A 24462-nucleotide genomic window follows, 5' to 3' on the forward strand; every position below is an offset into this window, starting at 1 on the left:
TAAGACGCCCCAAACAGCATAAAGTTACTATAAATTTAAAATTACTTGGGTTTGCCTCTAAAAATTATAATATTTTTGTGACAAATTAAACGATAACATGGCGCAAAAACCAAGTATTCCAAAAGGTACCAGAGATTTTAATGCCCTAGAGGTTGCAAAACGTTCTTATATCATGAATGTGATAAAAGAGCAATTTGAGTTATACGGATTTCAACCTATTGAAACACCAAGTTTTGAAAACTCAGAAACCTTAATGGGAAAATATGGTGATGAAGGGGATCGCTTGATTTTTAAGATTTTAAATTCAGGGGATTATTTAAAGAAAATTTCTAACGAAGATTATGATTCAAAGTCTGAAACAAGAATTACACCAAAAATTTCAGAAAAGGCCCTTCGTTATGATCTTACTGTCCCTTTTGCACGTTATGTGGTACAACATCAAAATGAGATAGAGTTTCCGTTTAAGCGTTATCAGATACAACCTGTATGGCGGGCAGACCGTCCGCAAAAAGGACGTTTCAGAGAGTTTTACCAATGTGATGCGGATGTCGTAGGTTCAACATCATTGTTTCAAGAGGTTGAGTTTGTACAATTGTACGATGCCGTGTTTACGGCTCTCGACTTAAAAGGAGTGACTATCAAAATAAACAACCGTAAAATTTTGTCCGGTATTGCAGAAGTTATTGGCGCACAAGACAAATTGATAGATTTTACCGTTGCTTTAGATAAGCTCGATAAAATAGGAGAGGAGAAGGTTAAAGAAGAAATGCGCGGTAAAGGGATTTCAGAAGACGGTATATCTAAACTGCAACCATTATTTTCATTACGAGGTGATTTTGGAACTCAAGTAAAAAGTTTAAAATCAATTTTAAATACGTCTAAAGTTGGACTAAAAGGAATAGAAGAATTAGAGTTTATAGATGCTGCTATTACCAATCTTGGCCTTAAAACGGCAACACTTCAACTAGATGTTACCTTAGCCAGAGGACTTAATTATTACACTGGTGCCATTTTTGAAGTTGCTGCACCAGAAGGCGTAAAAATGAGCTCAATTGGAGGTGGTGGTCGTTATGATGATCTTACCAGCATATTTGGAAAACCAGATACCAGTGGAGTAGGTATAAGTTTTGGTTTAGATCGTATTTATTTGGTTTTAGAAGAACTTAATTTATTCCCTAAAACTATTGCTGATGCTACCAAGGTACTCTTCATTAATTTTGGAGAGAAAGAAGCTTTGACTTGTTTAGAAGCGGTGACAAAATTGCGAGAGCATGGGGTTAAAGCTGAATTATATCCAGATGATGCAAAAATGAAAAAGCAAATGACACATGCCAATCGTCGAAATATACCTTACGTCGTGTTAGTGGGAGAAGAGGAACTAAATTCTGGTATGTATACCCTTAAATATATGAAAACGGGTGAGCAACAGAAATTAAAGCTTGAAGAGCTATTATCTTCTTTGAAATAAGAACAATATCAATATCAAATGAAAAAGCCCTGAATTACTCAGGGCTTTTTCGTGGTTAAGATTTAAGATTTGGGGCAAAAATTACTTAACTAAAACTTTTTTAGTCGATACTGAACCGCTTACAGTATATAACTTAATAACATAAGTTCCAGTACTTAAATTCTTAACATCATATTCAGAGTAACCGCTCTCTGAAATATTTTCAATTTTTTGGACTGATTGTCCTAGCATATTAAATAGTTCTATAGATCTTACGTCTATAAGGTTAGGATTTATTAATATGATTTTTTCTTTGTCATTAGAATATAATACATCTAAGGTGTTATTTTCTTCATCGTCTATGCCCAATAACTGAGATTCTGTAGCAAATGTAATTTCAAAACGATCTAAGTATTCACCCTCCGTTAAGAAAATTTCATAATCACTTACTCTCAAATCATGGTATAGGTTAAGTGTTTTGTCGTGTAGATAAATGTTAATATCGTTAGGAACATTTTCTAAAGCATTTATTGTGAATTTGCTAATACCATCGTTACTTGTTTTAACACCTAATGGGTAAACAGTGGTAAGACTAGCATTATCATTAGCCTGAATAATGAATTTTTCATCTCCGATCATCCAGAAGAAATCATCAGTCTGGTCTTCATTTAGGTGAGCATCAAATGCCCAATCGACACCTTCAGTCGCACTTTCATCAATGGTTAATAAAAGTTCTCTCTGTAAATGCATGGTATTACTTGCTCTATAGCCAATTCTAAATTTCATTCTATCATCTATCTCTTCTTCTTGGTTGTTAGTACCAGTTGTTCTCATGAATACAGAAGCAGTTCCACCTTCTTTAGCAAATGCACGTTGATCATTTTCGAAGTTGATATTTCCATTGCTAATCCCAGTAACAAAGAATCCTTGACTCACAGGCACATATCTGCCAGGTGTTTTGGTTCCTACACCGACCTGAGCTACATCTGGATCTGGTGCTGGTGCTGGTACACCACCTGAAAGGTTATAAACAGCATAACCACCTTGGTATTCTTGAAGAATGTGTGAACCACCTCCCCAATGTTCCCAGAACTGTAGGGCTCCAGTAGTATTTGGATTATCTAGAATAAATTCGTCAGCATCCAATGCAGAAGCATAAGGGTTACCCACTAAATAATCGTTACCATTATTAATCGTTAAGGTAATATCCCCATTATTTGGTTTCCCTAGGAACACATAATTTTGATCATCTAAAATTCCACCAGTATCTGGGCCTTTCATTGTAAAGCCTTCACCCGCGTAAATCGTTCCAGTACGTCTTACATGTTGCCATGCCGAATAATCGTCACTTGTTAAGTTGGCAAATTTCCAAATCCAGTAATCCGCAATACGTATTGGGTTTGTCGCTGCACCATTGTAACCAGAACCTGAGAAGTTTACAGGATTGATGCCATCAAACATGACATCTTGCACGGTGTAACGATAATTATTTGTAGCCGTATCGATTTCGCCAACTGGCGAAGACCAATAATTATAGGTAAAGGTATCTGCTGTACCTTGTTGGTCTTTTTCGAGCTCTCCGTTAACAGCAACTAATAAGTCACTACCTTGTTCTTGTATTAACTGGGATTCTCCTTCTAAGTCAATTTTACCTGTTAAACTGAGATAGTGAGAAACAGTAAGGCCATTGCCTGCATTTGAAGCATTGTCACCGTCTAAAGTAAGCTCATTGGCATCTACATAAAGTCCTAAAACTTTTCTGTTATCATTGTTGCCAGAAGGTAAAGCACCATTGTCCATAGTAATGTTATGGCTAATTCTAACTATATTCCAATCTACCGTTATTGAAGGATCAACAATAGAGGTCGTACCTGGCATATATTGTAGGTTTCCATTGGTCCAGGTAGAATTAGTGTCCCAATCACCGTCTTGTGTTGACTCATAGGGTAGTGGCGCCGTTTGTCTATCAACAGTATCCAGATTTCTTAAGGCCCCTTGGTTACCATTTCCTGAAGCATCATCTGTATTTGTATAAGTATATACAGACATTGGATAGTAACCGGCCAAATCACTCCATGGTACGGCATCAATATCATGTTTAGTAATAGAAGTAGGTAACACCTTACCCATGACCTGACCAGCATTGTCTTCTATTTCCTGATTCATGACGAATCTTAACTGATCTTCTGTTAGAGCTGTATTCCAAATACGTACTTCATCAATATTCCCTTGGAAATTCTGTGTAATAGTGCCTTTGCCAGCTGCAGCAATTAAGAACGAGTCTGTGGTAGCAACAGGTGGAGTTCTATTCGCACTTCTATTTAGAACACCGTCTATATAAAGATAAGCAGTACTTCCGTCATAAATTACAGCGACATGATGCCATTCATCATCTGGGATACTAATATTTGAAATCAAAGTTTGGGTACCGTCACCATTAACCCAATAAATTTGAATTCTGTTTGTGTCAGATATTCTGAAATCAAAACCTTGGTTAAAAAGGGTTGGTCTTTTTGATACGATAGATTTAGTGCCACTATCGGCTGCATCACGCTTTATCCAAGCAGAAATTGTAAATCCAGTGGGATCTAAGTCTAGAGTGTTTTCCATATCAATATAGTCCACAGTACCATCAAAATATACTGAGCGTACAACTTCAACCTGAGGGGCATAACCAAATGTGATATACTTTATACCATCAAAATCGTATTCGGTCTCGAGGTTGCCATTACCGTCAGGTGTCATAACTCTATAATCTGCAGTAGGGTCAAAAACACCAGTGCTAGATATAAACATATAGTAACTACCGGGAGGTGATATATTTCTTATAGCATTTTGTGGTATTCTAACTTTAACTCTTGGTATGTCTCCTCCACTTTCTACAACTTTCCAGATACGTTGCATAGCTGTAAACGAAACATTTGTTGTTAATGCAGGTGAAATACCGGCGCTCATATTAACGGTGATTGTTGATGCTGCGAGATTAAGATCAGCACCGTTACTACCCCACATTAAAAATTCTTTATCACCAAAGGATGTTGGATTAAGATTTTTGTTTTCTGAGTTGGTATCGTATATGTCCGTCAATCCCATTGTTATGACACCTTCAATTCTACCTGTACCATCAGTAGCATCATTAACACTTCTAGATTGCTTTTGGTTTAACTCGGATACGTCATCTCTTCCTATACCGGCAATATCGTAGTTGTACCCTGAATTAGCAGATTGGTCCCAAATCACGGTTCCATCACTGTTAACGTAATCTTGTGAGGTACCATTAACACCTAAGGTAATACCATATTTTATAGCTAAATAAGATTGAATTCTATTTCTAGCTTGTGTTAAATCTCCGTCATTATTTGTGGCTGAATAGGTGATAACCTCAGCAATACGACCGTCAAAACTACCGTTCCAGTATTGACTTCTTCCTAACCAATACTTAGTATTGGTTATAGATGAAAAGTCCGGTATATCGTTAGAGATGTTACCTATTGAGTTACCATTTAAAAACATATCTATTTCAGTAACTGTAGCATTATCTCTAATGTTTATGATACCTATTTTGTTGTAATTATTAGTGCCAGTTGCATCTGCTTTACCATAGCCAGGTCCGCCAGAAGTACCACTTGTTACACCAATGCAATATGTAAAATATTCTCCAGCAAGTCTATTTGTGAATGCACCATAACCAAAACCAGTAACATCCTCAGTCTGTATGTTTGGCACAGTAGGATCAGAACTTGTAAATGTATCCAATGGTATCATTGAAGTTGTAATTGTAGGGTCAGGTACAATTACCACAAACATATCGGTACTGTTAAATCCACCTGTACCAGTTAGCTCATGTCTGCTGCCATCATTTATAATATATGTTAAATCCCTATTTGCTGTATTGTTATCATTCTCGAAATCTATTACTGGATTAAAATTAAAATTACGAGTTGTATTATTTCTATAATATGGACTCAACCCACTGACCATTGCAGAAGCGTGATTTCCCTTGCCATTATCATACCACTCTGAAACTAAAGAACCATCAGAATTTTCATTAATTCCATCTACCATATCAGCTTTAAGCCAAAGGTCTAAATTACTTGTTACCCCACCTGGTCCTTCAGTTGGTGTGCAATAACTCACCCCTGTAATGGTTACATTATCTATATAAACTTCATCATCATCTGCACTGGCATCACAACGGATTCTAAAACGAGATGTCGTAGCTGCAGGGAATGAATAATCAGAACTTTTTAGCGTTACAATTCTACCGTAAAATATAGGAGATGATGACGTTTCAAAATCAGCATTTTTATAGACAATCTGACCACTTTCATAAGCTTGAACAGTTGTCCAAGAAGCACCATTATCATCACTATATTCAATCATAAAATCTTCAAACGTGGACTTAGTTGAGCCACTGTAAGTAGATTCCATACTGTTTGGTGCAAAGAAGAATTTAAAATCTACTTTGTCATAATTTGATAAATCGAACGCTGGTGAATCAAAAGATGATGCCGATCCGGTAGGGTCATCATCTCTAACGCGCAAGCTGTAGCTACCTCCATAAGACCATGTAGCGTTATTCACTCTGCTAGCATCAACACCACCAGAAGTCCAACCATCTAGTCCAGATTCAAAATTGGCTGTATGCAATACTGTAGATCCACATGGAGGTGGTATTATACCATTTCCTTGTATGTTAAAGTTGTAAGGATTTTCATCTGAGTCGTTGTTAGCTATTGTTAAAGTTGCCGTTCTAAGGCCAACTGCACTAGGATTAAAAGTAATGGTGAAACTTGTACTGCTTCCAGCAGAAATAGCATTCGATGGAATTGTAGTCACTGAGAAATCTGCTGCATGAGCACCAGAAATGGCAACGTAAGGTGATGAGCCTGTTAAGTTTAATGTATTTATACCTCCTAAATTTTCAATGGTAAATGTATTTGCTCTAGTGCCTCCAGCAATATCAACATTGCCAAAGTCGGTGCCATCTGCAAATTGTGGTGTTGTATCACCATCAATGATGTCATTAGAATTACCTGTAATATTTATTTCTTGTTGGGGAGATGCGCCGCTCACAGTTATTCCATAATCCTCAACTTCCCCATCAAAACCAGTTTCACAACTTGTTGGGTCAGAATTATATTTTGCTGATACTCTCATTCGTGTCGTTCCGATTGTAGCTCCTGCTGGAATATTAATTGTGAGAGGAGATAACGAAGTCGTTCCACTTGCAACATTTACAGCCGTACCTAAGTCGTAAGACTCGCCTGGATCATTAAAGTCATAATCTTGGTTCCAATCTATCCAAGCATATGCGTGTATTGTGTAATTACCATCAGTGTTTACACTTACACTAAGTGTTTCAGTACCACCTTGGGTGACATTAGCAATATGTGTTGCTGTAAAATCTTCATAAGCACTGTCCTTTGCTGGACCATCAGAGTTGTTAATAGACTCAAAAGTTACGTTAGTAACACCAGTTTGGTATGTTGTGTTACCATTGGAAGTACAATAGCTTGGTGCAGCAGTTAGGGCTGATAAGTCAACAATTTGAATCTCGTGCGATAATGCATTATTGTTTCTATGAGACCAATGAGCAGCTTGAGTTGTTGAATTTAAATAGTAGTTCCTCCAGCCTCTACCATAAGCTGTACCGCTACCAGTACTTGTTGACGACCCTACAATAAATGCTTCATTAATGCTAGATAGACCCGCGGAAGCAATATTAATTGTTGTTTCGCCTTGAGTATTTGAAGTGTTTTGAAATCTAGTAACGTTCAGATTTGGATTGGTCAACACATGAACAAAATGTCGGTTTGTTCCATTAGAGCCGTAAGTTCCAGAAAACGTCCAATCTACTGTTTGATTGTTTGATCCAGGATCCATTACTGGCCAGTTATCTTCTATAGCTTGATTTGCTCCGTCGGTAGTATCTCCACGGTGATGGCTAAAGATTACGGCTTGATTCCAAGCACTCACATTAGTAGCTGTTCCTGTCCCGTCAGAGTTGTTTCTTAAGGTAATACTACCTGTAATAGAACCTGTAGAACCCGAATCGCCATGTAAAACCGTCCAATTACTGCCTGTAAATTCTACAACTGTGACATAAACGGTGACATTATTGGCGTTAGTCCCTTTCTGTACTCTGAGAGTAGTTGCATTCTCTAAATATGCAATGGCAGTCCCAGAATCAGCACCAGCAGAACTTTTACTGGTTACAATACCTGTGATAAACGGGATACAATCATTTGCGTTACTAATGCCTGATAAGGCTTGTGTTACACTGTTAGTTGTTCCATTGAGGTTTACAGCATATCTACCTCTCACTATCATCTCATTATTACCACCTGGCGCACCAATATACTCCCAAATAGAAGTATTAAATCTCATATTTGCAGCATTAGAACCTGCTTGCCTGTAATACGTCAGTGTATTGGTATTGGTTAATACTCTAGCGCCTGAGAGATCGTTTGCATTAAAATTTGTTGTTGAAGTATTTGGCCCTGCAGAGACTTTTCTATTGTTGTTAGCTATAGCAAAAGCACTATTAGTTGATGATACGGCAGTAAAACTTGTGTTTGTTCCACCAGTATTTCCTATGTCATCTTGAATATGCTGTACATTAAAATCTTGTGCAGATACTAATGCAGTCAACATTAGTAAGCATAGTGTAAGTACATGACCTTTTAAGGTTAAAGTAAAAGTTTTCATAAGCGGTTAAGTTTAGTTTGGGACTAAAATTATGTGACAAACATATCCTAAAATTCCATAAAAAGCAAAAATATTCGATGAAATGCACTAATTGTAAGTATTATTGTACAAAATAGAGTATTTACGATTGTTTTTTACCAAAAAAAGCCGAAGAGTTATCTTCGGCTTTAACATTTTTTAGTTTAAAATGTTTATTTTATAATTACTTTTCTTGAAATACTTGAAGTATTATCTGAAATAGTTACTAAGTAAACACCTGTGCTAAAGTTTACTGTACTCAATGTGTTTATAGTACTTCCAGTTTCCAATTTGTCATTAAGCATCTGTCTTCCTTGCATATCAAATAGTGATACTTGTGTATCCGAAGTCAACCAGCCTTTAATCACAATCTCTTTATTGCTGTGGTCACTGTAAACTTGTAATACGTCAAGATTCGATTCATTATTGGATAATGATGGGGTACCAAACCTTAGGTAGAATCTCCCAATACTTGAAATATTTGAAGTTGGAGTAAAGGTATAATCAGAAGTATTTAATAGTGTAAATGTGTTAGTTACAACGTCTTCTAGATAAATATCAATGTTGGTATTGGTATTATTTAAACTGATTGTCACCTGTTCTCCCTGATTAGCATTTACCCCTAATGGAACAATTGTAGCGCTATTAACATCGTCAAAACTGATAGCTTGAATAGCCATGTCCATACCAGTGTTATCATTTACTAATTCTGAATAAATAGCAAAGTCTGCAGGTGCACCATCAAAATGACTTGCATCGTAACCGATATCAAGACCTAGGGTTGCGTTATTGGTAAAATAGACATCTGTACTAAATGTTTTGCTTTGAGAACTTAATAAAATCGTTCCGAATTCTATGGCATTATTACTGTTTCTACCTGCAATAAAGTCATCAGAAGATCCAGATCTTCTCATAGATGGTGTAAAGCTAATAGTTCCGCCACCATCTTTTGACGATACAAAGAAACCTTGTCCTGGTGCAATGATAGTGTTGGGGTTTGCAGCTGCATATGCTAAATTTAATATCGTCCAATAACTTCCATTAGAATTATCGGCGTCGTATCCATATATAGCAGCACTTTGTGAATCTAGCTCCAATAAATTGGCTGATAAGAAATCATCCAAACTTATGTAAGAAGGGTATGGGTTACCTACTAAGTTCCAAATTTCAAAAGCAGTTCCTGTTTTTTGTATCGGTACATTTAAGTTTCCTGAAGTTGCGGAACCTGTGAAAGTAAATGTTCCATTATCTGTTGATGCAGTTCTGTAGCCTTTTCCAGCTACGATCGTACTTACTTCTGATGATGCGTAGGTTAAATAGTCACTAGTTGACTTATCAAAAGGACCAAATAAATAAAGCGTTCCACCAGTATTGGCGACAATATTGGAGTTGTTAGTTCTAAAATCAATAAAACTCTCTCCACTAAATGGTGGTGCAATTAAGTCGTTTCTATTAGCTACAGAATTAACATGACGATTATATTTCAAATTATCCGACGCACTTCCACTTAAAAGTAAGCTTGCGTATTCATTAGAATCAGAATGCATGACAAAATCACCATTGTTGGAAATATTTCCATTAACAATCAATGTGTTTTCTTTGCTAACATTAAATGTTGAGCCCGAAGCAACAGTAAGATTGTTTACGGCTATATCATTGGTGGTGCTGAATACACCATCTAATATTGTTGCATTTTCCGCACCTGTTAAATCTGATGGCGGGTTTGGATACCAGGTAGAATTAGTATACAAAAGACCTTCGTATAGATATAAATCATAGTCTTCTACTTCACCATATTGAAAAGTAGCGCAAGGGTCATTTTGTATAGTTCCAGCTGTACTAAAATAAGTTAATATTACTCTCATTCTGGTATTTCCTCCACTAGCTGCAATTGGAATTGAGAAAGTGCCACTTACTGGTGTAACTTGGCTTGCACCGCTCTCAAATACTTTTTCACCTGAATCATTAAAATCGCCATCCCTATTAAAATCAATCCAAACAGATACAGCCTCATTATACTGCGGACCAGTCCAAAATTTAGATATAGAGATACTATTGCCACTACTACCAATTTGGATAGGCTCAAAAATGTAAGAGCCAGTAAAGTCTGAGTACCCTGAAGTTGTGGTGCTTGAGGTGTTGTTTAAAGTGCCGTTTAATGTGACACCACCAATATATTCATCTGCAATAGTCGAACCTGATGCATTGCAGTAAGTCAAATCTGTTGTTGTGAAACTTACAGATGGCGAGAAGTTTGAAGTGGTTGAAGTACATTTACTTCTTACTTGCACCTCATAATCCGTTAAGGGGTTTAATCCAGTTAGCACATAGTTAGATGTAGCCAAATCATTAATTTCTATCCAACTGGTTGCACCAACTTCACGATATCTTATATCGTATGTTGCTGAAGGGATATTATCCCATGAAATATCAGCACTAGAGGCAGTAATTGTATTGGCGGCTAAATTGGTAGGTACGGAAGTTTCGCAAGGAATCGTAAGTCCTATAATTTTAAAATCATCAAAAAAGAATCCTTCACCGTTAGCCGAATAGTTTTCGAATCTGTGATTAGAATCCGAACGCATTCTAAATCTAAACCTTACACTCGGGGCTTCAAAAATCGCACTATTTTCTGAACCATTGATGACTACTTCTTCCATAACCCAGTTATCCATGCGGTCACCATCATAAATATGACCAGAGCTATTGTTGCCCTGGAAAGCTTCATCTGAAGCACCTTTAGCATTATGGTCATTTGTATTAGATGAAGATTTTGGTTTTGAGTACTTACCATTTAGTGTAACCCATGTAGTTCCGTTTGTTGATGCTTGAAATTCTACCAAGTCAAAATTACGTTCCACATCCCATTTTGAGTAAAATTGAATTAAGACTTCAGACGAACCGGAAAAATTGTAAGTACTAGAAGTGGTTAATGTTTTGGTTGTGTTATTGGCATATGGAACAGCATTACCAGTTCTTAGGGCATTAGATCCAGAGTATGCATCAGCTGATGAATTACTCCAACCGGAATTTGTCCAGCCTGTTAGCCCATCCGTATCAGCATCGTGGAAAAACAAAACGGATGGTTGATAATATTTTTCCAAATTAGCTTCATAAAAGATACCATCATCATTTGATAGCTGAATTTTATATTCAATCTTATCGTTTGGCTGAATACTAGGGTCAAGGGTAATTGCTGCGGATACATTACGTTGTTCTAAAATAGACATTCCTGTTTGAGTTGAGGGGGATGTGATATTCGTAATATTAGACGATATGGGTGTTACCGTCAGCGTAAAGTTACTAGCTGTTTGACCAATTCTTTCTATAGCAAAATCTAAGTTAGCTGATGTGCTACTAATATCGCTTTGAGTTAAGTCTTGAAACTTGGCATATTTACCACCATGATAAGCTCCCATTAATGAGATACGTATAGAGCGTTTTGCTATTGGTACTATACTGCTTGGGGGAGGCCAAAATCCTTCACCACCATGTTCGGGTGTAGTGGCTAAAATATTTTGACCGGAACCTATTGATCCGTTACCATCCGCACTACCACCGACCATCCAGTCGTCTGCAATTCCATTTGCAGGTGTAAATATTGTTGCTCCTGACACATATCTATTATACTTTGTCATATCTTCGTGCCATCTGTGCATTTCATCCTCCCTACCTGAAACAAAAGACGGATTACCGCCATAAGGATGAGGAATTGAGTTGGCAAATGTATGGTTCCAGATCGCTGTTTTAAAGTTTCTGCTTAATATGAAGTCTACCATGATTTGTGTTTCTGGCTCAGAAGCTGCGCTAGGTCCTCTGTAGGAGTCACTGGTAGATGTACCTGATGAGCCAGTACCGGCAGACCCCCAGAAGTAATCAAAGTTTCTATTTAGGTCGACCCCTCTGTTTGATGAGGTGTTTGAAGTGCCACCAGCACCAGGTCTTAAATTTTTACGTTGCATTCCACCACCAGTAGCGCTTAGATGCTGATTCCAACGCAGACCGTCAGGATTCACTACAGGAACAAAATAGAGTTCGTTATTATCAACTAAGTTTTTTATTGCAGGATCCGTATTGTAGTTTTCAATTATGTACCACATAAAGTAAATGTTGTTCATCAAAGCACTTACTTCACGTGCGTGTATCATTGAAGTAAAGAGCATTTGAGGTTTGGTACCCTCAGGTGTTGAGGATTCATTACCTGTGATTCTTACATAGTAAATGGTATTGGGATTCCAACGAGTACCACCAATACCAGTATAGGTAAGGCCATTATTTGTAATTGTACCAGATGGATTTCCCCAAGTTGTTTGTCCCGTTGATGAAGCGTCTTGCTTTACTGAAACAATATTTAGTCCGTTATTTACAGAATATGTTCTCATATCATCCAGCTCAGCTTCCATTTCACTTAAGGTTAAACATCCGCCCATTGAACCAAGATTAAATTCAGTTGGTGTTAACCAATCCTTCTCGTTAAGCTCACCATATTGTAAGTAGTTATCTAATAAGGTTTCTGAAATAGAACCTCTTAACTCAAATTGTGCGTTTCTTTGCGCTAATGTGCGTGATTTCTCAATGTTTAAAAGTATTTGAGCATTTGGCAAGTCATTTTCAGCTCTAACCCTTTGATAGGTTTCTAGATCATCTATTTCAACTGAATAGGTTACTCCTAATTGTTGAAGCATGTTTATGTCATAAGCTGATACATCTAAGGTAAGACTATTTTCGCCGTGAGTTACACCGCATCTAAGATCTATACCTTCTTCTGCCAAGAGGTTTAATGTCTCTTGAGAGGGATTTAAAATGTTGATTCTTGAATGGTTTTCTTGTGAAAAAGAGTTCTGCAATATTAAAATAAATATTGCAGCCAAGTAGGTAATTTTTCTCATTAGTTGGGGGTTTAATGAATTTTATTAGGTGGCTAATATATCATTTTATTCTAATAATATCTATAAAACGCAAAAAAAATCGATGAAATGCATTTTTGTATAAAAAATAAAACCTAAGAACTAACCAAATTATAGTAGAGTGAATATATTAGTTAAAGAATATTATTGTACGTTTTATTCATAAATGTTTACAGCCAAAATTAGAAGTTTAAAAATCTACATTGATGAAAGTTTGAAGTAGGGATTAAGTTTAGGTATTTTTTTATTTTCGACACTTTTAGGTTTTAAATAGTAGCTATATAGTCATAATCTAAAGTGCGTCTTATCGACTATCTTCAACAGAAATTTTTATCTCAAATAAAAAAGCCTGATACAGATGTATCAAGCTTTTACTATTGTAGCGAGATCGAGATTTGAACTCGAGACCTCCGGGTTATGAACTCATGGTCTCTATTTTCAATACCCTATTAATAGGGGTTTCGAGCGCTTAATTTATAAAATCGTATGCAGAATCGTATGCAGTTTAAACTTTCAGATTATTAATTATATCCAAAAGATATAATAAAATTTTAAAACAGATAATGTGAATTCATTTACACAACTTAAAATCACAATCTATTAATTTTAGGGGATTAATCAGAAAGAACAAATGATTGAGTTAAGATTACACCATAAAAACTTGGTTTTTACTCAGTTCTTTGTTGTACGCTGGCTTTTATTACCGATCAAATTTGAATTCAATATTATTCCACCAGTCATTTCGGTGAGAATTCATAATATACTTTTTCAATTCCGAATCCATTTTCTCGATTTGCTCCTTAAATTCTTTTAAAAAGAATATTATTGGAAATCAGTTTGTGGTCAATGACTTTTTGAATTTTTTGTCTCGTCTACAAATCATAGTTCAATTCATATTGCCATTCCAAATAATAATCTTTATCAGCGTCGTTCAATTCCCCAATCAGCATTTTATATCGCGACAGTAATTCCGCTGGACTTAATTTGGTCAGTTTTTCCACTTCATTATTGAATTCCGTTTAATCTTTCCAACATTTTTCGTCTTTTGCGGCATCCATTTTTCAGCTTCAGCTGAATGTGCTCTAACGGTCTTGTGTATGGCTCGTTACGGGAAATCCGCGAGATTTTACCGCCGTACCTGAAAGATAGCAAATTGCAATGAATTCCGATTAGGAATTCAGCCGCAATGAGCTATACACGTTGTTGTGGTTAGTTTTTATCAGACTTTATTATGTCAATTATAATATTCAAAGCCTTGTCAATTCCATTAAAATAATCGGTTGATGATACATTTACTGGAATATGAGGAGCAATCCATTTACGATTGTCCTCTGCTTTTGATGTTTGATGAAACTGAGTCGAAATAAGTCCCATTAATCCTGAATATGGCAACTTAAACCATCCTGCTTCTCCTATATGATTTGGTTTTGAACCACTGGGTTCGCCAACAAGAATTGCATTAGTATATTTTGTGATTTCTGTTAACAAGTTTTGGGCTGCAGAATAAGTCTCTCGTCCCATTAATACAAAAACTTTTCCATCTGGATTCATAACTTCAAAATTGATAATGGTCTTTAACATTGGCGGCAATATAGAACCATTTCCTCCGTGATTATGTCTCAAATCTAAAATTAAATGTTGTACGTTATTTTTAGATGTCTGTCTACGTAATTCGATGTTAAAATCTTCTAAAGATTGGGTTTTCTTTTGTGTTACTACATTAAACTGAATATAGATACTATTATTTTCTGGAAACAATTTATACCAATATGGGTCTTCTGTTTTCGACAAGAATAATGGTTGTTCACTGTCTTTTAATTTTGGCATTTTTGGAAAGCCGGAAAAGTTCCAAGATACCGGATTCATTGTTACTTTTTGAGACTTTCCATTTCTGTCTTTTAACGTAATTGTAACTTGATTGGCATTCTCAACAATTCCTAAACCTTTTAAAACATCTGGTAGTCCTAAATAATATGGACCTAACCAAAGTGTTTGCATATCATTATCCCTCGCATTTATGGTATTTGTTTTTTGTATTGCTTCCTCAGTACTTGTATTTTCAATAGATTCAACTTCATGACCAATCCATTTTTCAAAGCCTATCTCAGCATCAACTATGAATAATCCATCATTAAACTGATAAAACTGAACGGGAAGCTTTTTTAAGGCACCTTTTTTTGGGGATGTTGGAATAATTAAATTGTGGCCATTTCCCAAACTACCAACAATTTTCATTAATTCTACAACTATTTGTTCATCATTTAATGTTGCTATTTTTGTTTTTAAATTTTGAAATTCTTTTGATAATTCTGTTTTTGAAATGGAGTGATTAGGACTATAATGCAACTCATTAATTCTTTTTTCTAAATATGAAATATCTTTAACCCAGGTTTCTTCTCTTGTAATTTTTGTTTGATTATCATTCCCAAATAGGGCTAAAAATTCGTCATCTGTATTGAAATTTTTAAAAGCAGGATCACCTTTTAAAAACGGTTTTTCGTCATAACGAGATGCAAAACCTTTTTGCAGCCATAACAACGCATTCTCCTTATCTCCATCTTCAGCATAGGCTTTGGCAATTTTAATCATTATATCATTTGAAGGTGCTGAACCTGTTGGTATTCCTCTTAAAATAGTTCCACCAAGATCAAGGGTTTCTTTTAGTGCAGAAATGGCGCTTTGATACTTTTCAACTTGATAATAGGAGAGTCCTAATAAATAAAATAAATCAGCGTCATTTTGATATTCAGAAGTTAGATTTTTTAAGACTTCAATGGATTCTTGCCATTTTTCATCCTTAACTAAGTTTATCGCTTCGTTTCTGTGATGAATATATTCTAATGGACTTTCAATAGTGTTGTTTTTCGTTTGGGAAAATGTATAATTTATATTTATTAAAAATAAAAGGATTATGCTCGTAATGGTTATGTTTTTCATGGTTGATTATAATTTCTTTATAAGAAGACTAATATTGGAAAAATTGTTACCCTTCATAGGTTTTAATTAGGTATATCGATTTGCATAAACTGCGTTTTAATGCAGTTTAGGTTTTATTCTAGCAAGTAATACGAACATATTTCTATTTAAATCAAGCATCTTTTTTAAAGGTTTTGATTTATTTTTTGATCGAGACACAATAACCATGAACGACAGTAAGAATCCAATACACAGGTAAACAAAGCTATCTTGAATAACGGAGTATAATGTAGTGACACCTTTTTTAGGTAGTTGTGAATACATGATTTTATCATTATCGTCAAAACTACTCATTTGTGAAACCATTTCACCGTAGGGTGTAATTGCTGCAGAGAGCCCAAAACGCGTTGAACGAAGCACCGAGTGACCTTGCTCAACAGCTCTAAAGGCTGCCATTTCTGTATGAACAGGGTCGATGCCTCTCCAATCACTTGAAGGAAGCAATACCATATCTGCTCCTAATTCACCATACCCTTTTGCCAGATAAGGAAAATCATAATCGTAGCAAATTGCGGCTCCGACTTTTGTTCCTTTTATATCAGCAACTTTTAAAGGCGAGGTTCCCTGCACAGCTGGTTCTCCTGGAACGGGTTGATGCTTGAGGTAGGAATGCGTAATGTTTCCTGACGAATCGATAAACTGGTACTTGTTCTCATACCTCAAGGGAGATTGTGAAATGGGTGTCACATAAGAAGCTACCAAAGTGATATTGAGTTCAGCGGCTAGTTCCTGGATGGAGTTAATCCATTCATTCTCATCTTCAGGCATAATAAATGTGGCGGCTTCGTTCCATGATATTATTTTAGCGCCACCGTTTGCCGCAGTTCTGGTTCGTTTAAAAAATTCAGTTTTAACCTGTTCATTTCTTTCCTTAGATGGCAAGGGCAAACCACTTGCTTTCGAGTCTGTACCAACTGCGGCAACAGTTACACTGTCTTTACCAATGCCTTTGCTTAGGTCGTAACGGATGGAGCCAAAAGCAATTAAAAGGAACAGCATAATCAACGGGAGCTGAAATGTTGAAACAGAGGTTTTTCTTCTGATAATTATTTCAGCAATAGAGACATTAACCCAATAAATCAGGAAGCTTAAACCGGCCAATCCAAACAAGGATACTGTTTGAATCAGTGATACATTATCGTGCATGGTATATGCCGCTACTCCCCAACTGGCAAGAGGTGTAAAGGTGTACTGAATCCATTCCATAATGATCATGATAACTGGAAATAGAAACAGCGCATATTTCTGATTTCTAAATGTGCTCCAGATCATGTATCCAGGCAGGTGAAACAAACTAATTGGGATCGAGTAGAGAAAAACCAACATCAATGGAATTGGATCGCTAATAATCTTGGTTACAACAAGAGACCAAGCCAAAACTAAAGCGAGAAAAAAGGTTAATCTTGACTTACAACCTTGTGTGAGACTTAGGTATATTAAAAATGGAACACTTGAAACCCAAGCCATGACTTCAATACTAAAGGTCATGTGAGTAAGGGCTATGGTAACCACTCCAATTGCGAGATACCAAAGTGGATTAATTTTATTTACATTAAATCCTTGCTTGAGGGTGTTTAATAAACTTGTCATCTTTCTTTGTTTTAGTACTCCGCAAAGATTGATGAAACTGACTTCAAATCCATTAACATTTGTTAAAGGATGACAGTTTACTCCATGAGTTCTTTTCGGAGTCTGCTCAGGGAAACATTTGTAATTCCTAGATAGGAGGCAATGTCAACATGTGAGATTAGATTTTCCAAAAAGTGATATTTTTTTCTAAAAAGAAGGAGCCTTTCTCTTCCATTCAGTGAGGCGAGGGCAATTTCTTTTTCAACTTTTGCAAGGAGTTCATTTTGTAGAACCATATTTCCAAACTCACGTATGTCAATGTGATTTATCATCAGCTGCTCAAACTTGTCGGCGTTTAAACTGGCTAAGGTTACCTTTGTAAGCGCTTGAAAGTTGAGGTGAGATATTTGGTTTGCTGTTCTCGTTTTATTCGGAGAGAGCACACCGCCCTCAAGAAAATAAGATATTGTTACTTCCTCACCTTCGGGGTTTAGCAAAAAACTCCGGCAGACGCCTTCGTAAACAAAGTATTCCTTATTATTATTTTTTCCTCTATCAATAAACACATCTCCTTTTTCATAAACTTCAACTATAATCAAGTCACTCATCAGTTCTAATGACCTCTCCGATACAGGAGACACTTTGTTAACTATTGGTCTTGTTCGTTCTTTAATCTGTTCTAAATTCATGACTATCTTTTATTTGCTAGAACTGTCTCGGCTATGAGAAGTTGCATGGTTTAACACTTAAATTTACAAGTAACCACCAAGTTGAAAATCCTTGTGGATTTTCCGAAAATGGCGAAAACAATCAATTACTTATGGCCATTGTTGTGTGATGTTTTAATTTAATTTTACTCGTTGATAGGTCTTATTCCAAAAATTAATAAATAACCTATCATCCAAAATTCTCCAATGGTTGCAGGTAGAGTGAAAAATCTATTAAAGCTAAAATCAATTCCTGCGTAGCGGATAAAAGTGCTAATGAGATAGCCAATACCACCTAAAACAATAACTCTTCCTAACCAGACAGGCATTCTTTTAGATTTTATGACTATATATCCCATAGGAAATAGCCAAAGCCCAAAGAAAATACCACCAACACCCCAAGCATTTGAAATTATATTTTGAAAGACTTCAATTAGTAAAACTTTGTCTTCCATCGCACTTATATCAGAATTGGCAACACTTATAGCAGAGGCAATTGAAATTGCACTTATCATAATAGCTGATGCATTCACAATACCCCATATGCCTAGAGTCCAAGCTTCCCATTCATAATTGTCTTTAAATAATTTGAAAAACCAAACTGCGGTAAGTGCTTGTGATATAACAATAGCAAACTCTAATAGTAGCCTAATTCTTGCAGTAGATTCTAGTTCTACTAAATTCGTCAGCGTTTGTTCTGGATTACTAGATACAAATATTTGAGAATGAAAGACCATAAACCCTAAAATCCCTGAAATAGCCAACATCAAATACCATACACCTGTTATTCTTGCAGTGTTAATCGATTGCTTTTGTTCTTTATTTATATTCATAGATTATTAGCTCTTAGTATCATATTAAATTTGACGTTTGAACAGGGTTATTGTTACAATTTTGCTCCAAAGGCTAAGCATAAACGTCTGTTATGGTTTTTAGTTTCAGCACTGTATTTAGCAATTCTGTGTGCATTCGAATGTAGTCGATTCCATTAAAATTGTGGTTATACATAGTTGGCATTAGTTTTTTTTAATCTCCGATTCTATATTAACCCAATTGATTTTCCATTTTTTATCTTGATAATCTCCAGTTGTGAAAAAGAGGAATTTATTATCAGGAGTCACATAAGGATTTCCTTGGCCCTTGTTATTAATTTTATCATTGAATTTTTTAGTACCTGTCCATGTACCATTTCCATCATTATAACTAATCATTAAATCAAGTTGATTTTCAATTGTAGCATAAATTAAATAATCTTCTTCAGGTGAAATATAGGGTGTACATTTTCTCAAAGTAGTCCCTAAGTCAACTCTTTTTCCATCTTTAAATATTCCATTTTCATTTTTTGAGTAATAGATATCCATTTCACTATAGTCCAAATTACTGGCGTGATAATATAAAGTTCCGGAATTAGTAACTGTTGGATGAGATACTAATTTATCTCTCAAATTCGGGATGTCAACAAAAACTGGTGCATTCCATTTTCCATTAATGTTATCAGATTTCCAAATATGCCAAGAATCAGGGATTCCTTCAACACCGACTGGTCTTGTTGAACTAAAATAAAGCGTTTTTCCATCAGGGGAGAAACTCATTCCATGTTCATTATAGTTACTATTAAAAAAAGCTTCTTTTGGTTCAGACCAAATCCCATTAGCTTTCTCTATTTTAAAAACATTAAAATTTTCAAAATTCTTATCAGATAATGTGTAATAATATTCTTTTAAGTCAGGGCTAAATATTCCCCTGTGAATAATCCCATTATCAGGAATTAGTTCCTTTCTATATACAATAGGTATTTCGTTAGGTATTTTTTCGATTAAAAACTCCATCTTGGCTACATCATTTTTACAACCAAAAACAAGTATTGTTAGTATCGAGATATATAAGGATTTTTTCATTTTTTTAATTAATGCCAATATGATTGGCTATGGTTTCGTTGCGGTAAAATCCACAGGATTTTTCTGCCCTAATTGAAAGATAGCAGATTTTCAGGGGATTCCGATTAGTAATTCAACCACTATGAATTATGGCCGTTGTTGTGCATAATTTAATAATTAAACCCAATCAAATTCCAAAATGAAAGCCATACTATGAAAAACAATGCTCCAATAGTTACTAAGTAATTAAACCACCAAAAGCGGGATTTTTTTTCTCTGATTGCCCTAAATATAGCAATTAAGGAAATTGCAGTTAAAATGATAATTAGCAATGGTAAAATTAAAGATGCCTTCACTATAAATGGAAGACCGTATAAAAATTCGTTGGGATCTGTTGTCATTAAGGAATATCCAAAAATGAACACAAACAAAAAGCTAAGTATTGCTATACTAAGATTTAATTTTCCAACAAGATGTACCTCTTTTTTATTTAAAAATAATCGTCGAATCATAGTACCTAAAATGAAGAGGATAAATACTACAAGTATGCTTACTATCATTGTAATTTGAAACCTTAAAGTACTATGCCAACTCACTTTATGATATGCTTGATTATCTAAAAAATAATAGGCGATATTACCGTAATCGTTCTGTTTAAATGAGGTATACTTTTCCTGATTTATCGCATAAAAGCTGAGATTTGAAATAGGAATAAGCTCTTCTTCATCACCATTGATTAAGAGTCTGTCATTTTTTACAGAAATTTTAATATCTGGTCTTATTCCTATAAAAAGAGCCACTTTGTCTAAAGTGGATTGGGCATATCTAGTTGGCCTGTAGACACCTTCAAAGGCTTTAAGTGGCTTAGAAACTCTCCCTTTTTTAGGTGTTTCTTTGCTATTTTCATTTTTTGCAATTGTAGGAAATAATTTCGCTAATAGCTTATCTGTAAATTGATTAACAAAATTTCTGTTCGTAAGGTCTTTTATACTTGACGAATTAACAGATAAAAATACAGCTATGTCTTTTTCAGGTATAAGCATTAATAAACTGGCAAAGCCATCGATATCTCCAGCATGTTGTACAATTCTCAGTCCTTTCCAATGCCCTTCATAAAATCCCAACAACCAACCATTTTGTGCTTTTTCATAGTGCTTAAATGCTTGTGATAATTGTTTTACAAGTGTGAGACTGTCCAGTAGTTTTTGGTTTTTGTAAGCTCCATGGTTTAGAAACATAGACATATAATTGCTCATTTCTTTAGCATTGGACATAATTGAGCCAGCAGGATATTGAAGAACATACCCTTTTGGGTAAGCTACTAGTTCGTTATTTTTGAGTGTATAACTTTTGGCATACAGTTCATCATCGAAAATATACTCTTTAAAACTTGTAAAATTCATCTCTAAAGGCTCAAGAATGTTTATTCTGACATATTCGTCAAAAGTTAATCCCGAAATATCTTCTACGATAAGACCTAATAGTGCATAGCCAAAATTATTATAGGATATAGCCTCACCTGGTGGTCTAATCTGTGGTGGTAATTTTTTATCTAAATATGCCCCTAATGAAATAAGCTCTTCTTTTGTTCTTACACGGTTTTCTAGATTGCTTTCATCTATGCCAGCAGTGTGAGTTAACAAATGCCTAATAGTTATGGGTGGCTCATAGTGGTAATCTAGTTGCATAGATTTTAGATAGGTATTTACATCTTCATCTAATGTTAATTTTCCATCTTCGTACAATTGCATTATGGACACTCCAACAAAAGTTTTTGATATAGACGCAATACGAAACAGTGTTGTCGAATCTGATACTGACATTTTGTTTTCTATATCAGCCAGTCCATAACCTTGAATATAGACAATCGAATCCTTATGAACGAGGGCAAATGTAGAACCTGGAATGTTCAGCGAATCCCTAGCCGTTAAAAATTGTTTGTCTATCCAGGACTTCAAATCAGAAGAACTTGTATTTAATTCTTGAGAAAAGTTAGTTTGAATTAACCCCAAAAGAGTAATTAATGTTATTAAGACTTGTCTTTTATTCATTTTGATAATTAAAATTATTCCAGGCGGTTCTAGCTATCAGTAGGAGCGTCCCGTAGGGCGCTATTGCATATAGATCTGGTTGTGTGGCGTTTTTTTCAATTGCTGATCATGTTTAAAGCCCAATTATAGAATATTCGGTCTTGGTTCAAATATATTAAGGTTAGACCAATCGTATCGTAGAAACCATGTGCAAAAACAAGCAAGGCAAGGTTTGTTCTGTATTTATAAAACGTGAAGAAGAATAGGGTACTGGCCAGTCCGACGGCAATCATTCCTGATGTGCCTTGATAGTTGTGTGAAATACCAAAATAGACAGATAGAATAATGGCAGAAGCAAACCATGTTTTATTCGTGTCACCCATGAATTCAGCAAGATGTTTCATGTAGTACCCACTAAACAAAAACTCTTCTCCGAAAGCAACAAATGTCCATACGATGAAAAGCATTGGCAATAAGCTGGCAAAATCACCTCTTATATCCTCTAAAGAACTCAAGTCTACTTGACCAAAGTAGATCTCAATGAATGGCTGAATGCAAATGTCAACGACAATGAAGATGAACACAGCCAGCAATAACCCCATAAAGACTGTATTTAAACTTATTTTTTGACCGAAACCAAACTTTGCCCATTCCCAACCACTTTTCCATAGGAGAAATAATGCTATAAAAAGACCAAAAAAATATCCATAATTTCTATCTGCAATTGATAGTATTGGTGCAATAATCATTACGATTATTACCATATACGGTTTTGATAGAAATCTGTATAATTTATTTAGCATTAATTCTCTGTTTTTTACACCGCATAGCGGTCTTGTAAATGCCCCGTTTTAATGGCTTATATATTGTTGTCTTTAGTTTAATTTTGGTTCTTGTTGTGTCTGACAGTGAATGCCGCCACCATTCCAATTCAAAAGTAGGGCATTCTTGATGCCAATAATCTCCCGATCCGGGAAATATTCTGAAAGGATCTTTTTCATTTCTTCATCCTTTTCTTTCTCCTTTAATGGCAGGCCTTCTCTCCAATATTCTGAAACCAGCACAGCACCGTTAGTAATCAGGAAATTTGAATATCCCATTATAGGGACAAATATTACGTCCTCTCCAAGAGTCATTTCGTGGAACTCATCAACCATGTATTGTTGAGCCGAAACTTTATAGGTATAGAGAGAAATATCAGGCATTGGAATTTCCACAATAGTAAAGGGTTTGCCGTTGGTATTGGTTTCTTTTTTAAGTTGTTCCAGGTTTTTTTGAATAGCATCGTAATCTCGCCTTTGAATTGGACTGTTGTCTTTTTCGCTTTCAGCAATTACCGGAGTCAAAATGGTGGAATCATTTACAAACCTAAAATAGGCATCAATATGTTGATTGGCTCCCTGACCATAGTAGTTATCAATTTTCCTTCCGGGCGTTTCTAATAGCATGGACTCCTCAATCCAGATCATTTTTTTCTTATTATACATCTTCAAATATTCGGCTTCTATTTCTTTCAAGCTTTTTCCCGGGTTTCGGCTTAGTCCATGATGTTTGAATGATAGGATGACATTTTCATTTACTTCCAGGCCACCCCCTTCAGCAGCAAATTCAGAGGATTTAATTTTCCACCCATATCTTTCAGCCAAATCGTTATCAATTTGTCCTCGTTCAAGGTCGTCTGCATGCTTTCCGGCATATCCATTCCACTGAAAATCGGCAATCATTAAACTATCACCGTTGGATAAAAATATTGGACCGGCATCCCTCATAGCCCAATTCGGCTGTTCGTGTGTCACTATTGTTATACGATTTGGGTTAAGTCCATTTGCCTCAATTAAACTATCTAGCTTTAACGCAGCCACATCTCCATCGACCAAAACCTTTACAGGAACCTTATCCTGTAGTTTTTCAATGATCTCAAATCTTGCCCTTGTATCCGGAACGGGTATATGACTGTCATCATGGAAATCTATCCATACAGCTTGGTGTGGATACCATTCGGGTGGGTAACTGTATTCTTTGGTTTCTGAGGTTTTTTTAGCGCAACTTAGAACGATCAAGGGTAATACAAATATCAATATTCTCATGGTTTATTAATGTCTCGTCCTGAAATATGGCTACAGGTTAAAAATTGATTTACGCTGTTAATTTATATACCATATCAGGTGTTTTAAAATCTAAAGATAAATGTAATCTTATTTCATTGTACAGATTAATTGC

At 35.6% G+C, this 24462-nt stretch carries 11 protein-coding genes; 1 reads left to right on the forward strand and 10 read right to left on the reverse strand.

Annotated elements, in window-relative coordinates; all coding sequences use genetic code 11:
• Positions 1 to 97: 97 nt before the first annotated feature.
• Positions 98 to 1468 (forward strand): histidine--tRNA ligase, encoded by a 1371-nt coding sequence (hisS, locus tag ACFQ1K_RS00520; protein WP_320556155.1) that lies wholly within the window; start codon positions 98 to 100, stop codon positions 1466 to 1468.
• Positions 1469 to 1549: 81 nt separating this feature from the next.
• On the opposite strand, the gene ACFQ1K_RS00525 is transcribed toward hisS, so the two are convergent.
• The 10 genes from ACFQ1K_RS00525 to ACFQ1K_RS00570 form a co-directional block, all read right to left on the reverse strand.
• A complete protein-coding gene (locus ACFQ1K_RS00525) occupies positions 1550 to 8158 on the reverse strand; it encodes a LamG-like jellyroll fold domain-containing protein (RefSeq protein ID WP_320556156.1) in 6609 nt (2202 codons plus the stop codon).
• Positions 8159 to 8349: 191 nt separating this feature from the next.
• Positions 8350 to 13065 carry a M14 family zinc carboxypeptidase gene (locus tag ACFQ1K_RS00530; RefSeq protein WP_320556157.1) on the reverse strand — a complete coding sequence of 1572 codons (4716 nt, stop codon included), beginning with the start codon at positions 13063 to 13065 and terminating at the stop codon, positions 8350 to 8352.
• A 1227-nt stretch (positions 13066 to 14292) separates the two neighbouring features.
• Positions 14293 to 16020: a hypothetical protein gene (locus ACFQ1K_RS00535; RefSeq protein ID WP_320556158.1), complete on the reverse strand. Its 1728-nt coding sequence runs from the start codon at positions 16018 to 16020 to the stop codon at positions 14293 to 14295.
• Between the two features lie 96 nt (positions 16021 to 16116).
• Positions 16117 to 17649 (reverse strand): nitrilase-related carbon-nitrogen hydrolase, encoded by a 1533-nt coding sequence (locus tag ACFQ1K_RS00540; RefSeq protein ID WP_320556159.1) that lies wholly within the window; start codon positions 17647 to 17649, stop codon positions 16117 to 16119.
• Between the two features lie 77 nt (positions 17650 to 17726).
• Positions 17727 to 18317, reverse strand: coding sequence for a Crp/Fnr family transcriptional regulator (locus ACFQ1K_RS00545; protein WP_320556160.1), 591 nt, complete (start codon positions 18315 to 18317; stop codon positions 17727 to 17729).
• A gap of 164 nt (positions 18318 to 18481) precedes the next feature.
• Positions 18482 to 19168 carry a DUF4386 domain-containing protein gene (locus tag ACFQ1K_RS00550; protein ID WP_320556161.1) on the reverse strand — a complete coding sequence of 229 codons (687 nt, stop codon included), beginning with the start codon at positions 19166 to 19168 and terminating at the stop codon, positions 18482 to 18484.
• 183 nt (positions 19169 to 19351) lie between these two features.
• Entirely contained in the window at positions 19352 to 20164 is an 813-nt protein-coding gene (locus tag ACFQ1K_RS00555; protein WP_386133523.1) for a hypothetical protein, read from the reverse strand.
• 218 nt (positions 20165 to 20382) lie between these two features.
• Positions 20383 to 22263, reverse strand: coding sequence for a serine hydrolase domain-containing protein (locus ACFQ1K_RS00560; protein WP_320556163.1), 1881 nt, complete (start codon positions 22261 to 22263; stop codon positions 20383 to 20385).
• Positions 22264 to 22358: 95 nt separating this feature from the next.
• Positions 22359 to 23045, reverse strand: a complete 687-nt coding sequence (locus tag ACFQ1K_RS00565) for a CPBP family intramembrane glutamic endopeptidase (protein ID WP_320556164.1) — start codon at positions 23043 to 23045, stop codon at positions 22359 to 22361.
• A gap of 72 nt (positions 23046 to 23117) precedes the next feature.
• A complete protein-coding gene (locus ACFQ1K_RS00570; protein ID WP_320556165.1) occupies positions 23118 to 24329 on the reverse strand; it encodes an agmatine deiminase family protein in 1212 nt (403 codons plus the stop codon).
• Positions 24330 to 24462: the final 133 nt, after the last annotated feature.

Origin of the sequence: Winogradskyella aquimaris (genome assembly GCF_042676105.1) — a bacterium.
Taxonomy (GTDB): domain Bacteria; phylum Bacteroidota; class Bacteroidia; order Flavobacteriales; family Flavobacteriaceae; genus Winogradskyella; species Winogradskyella aquimaris.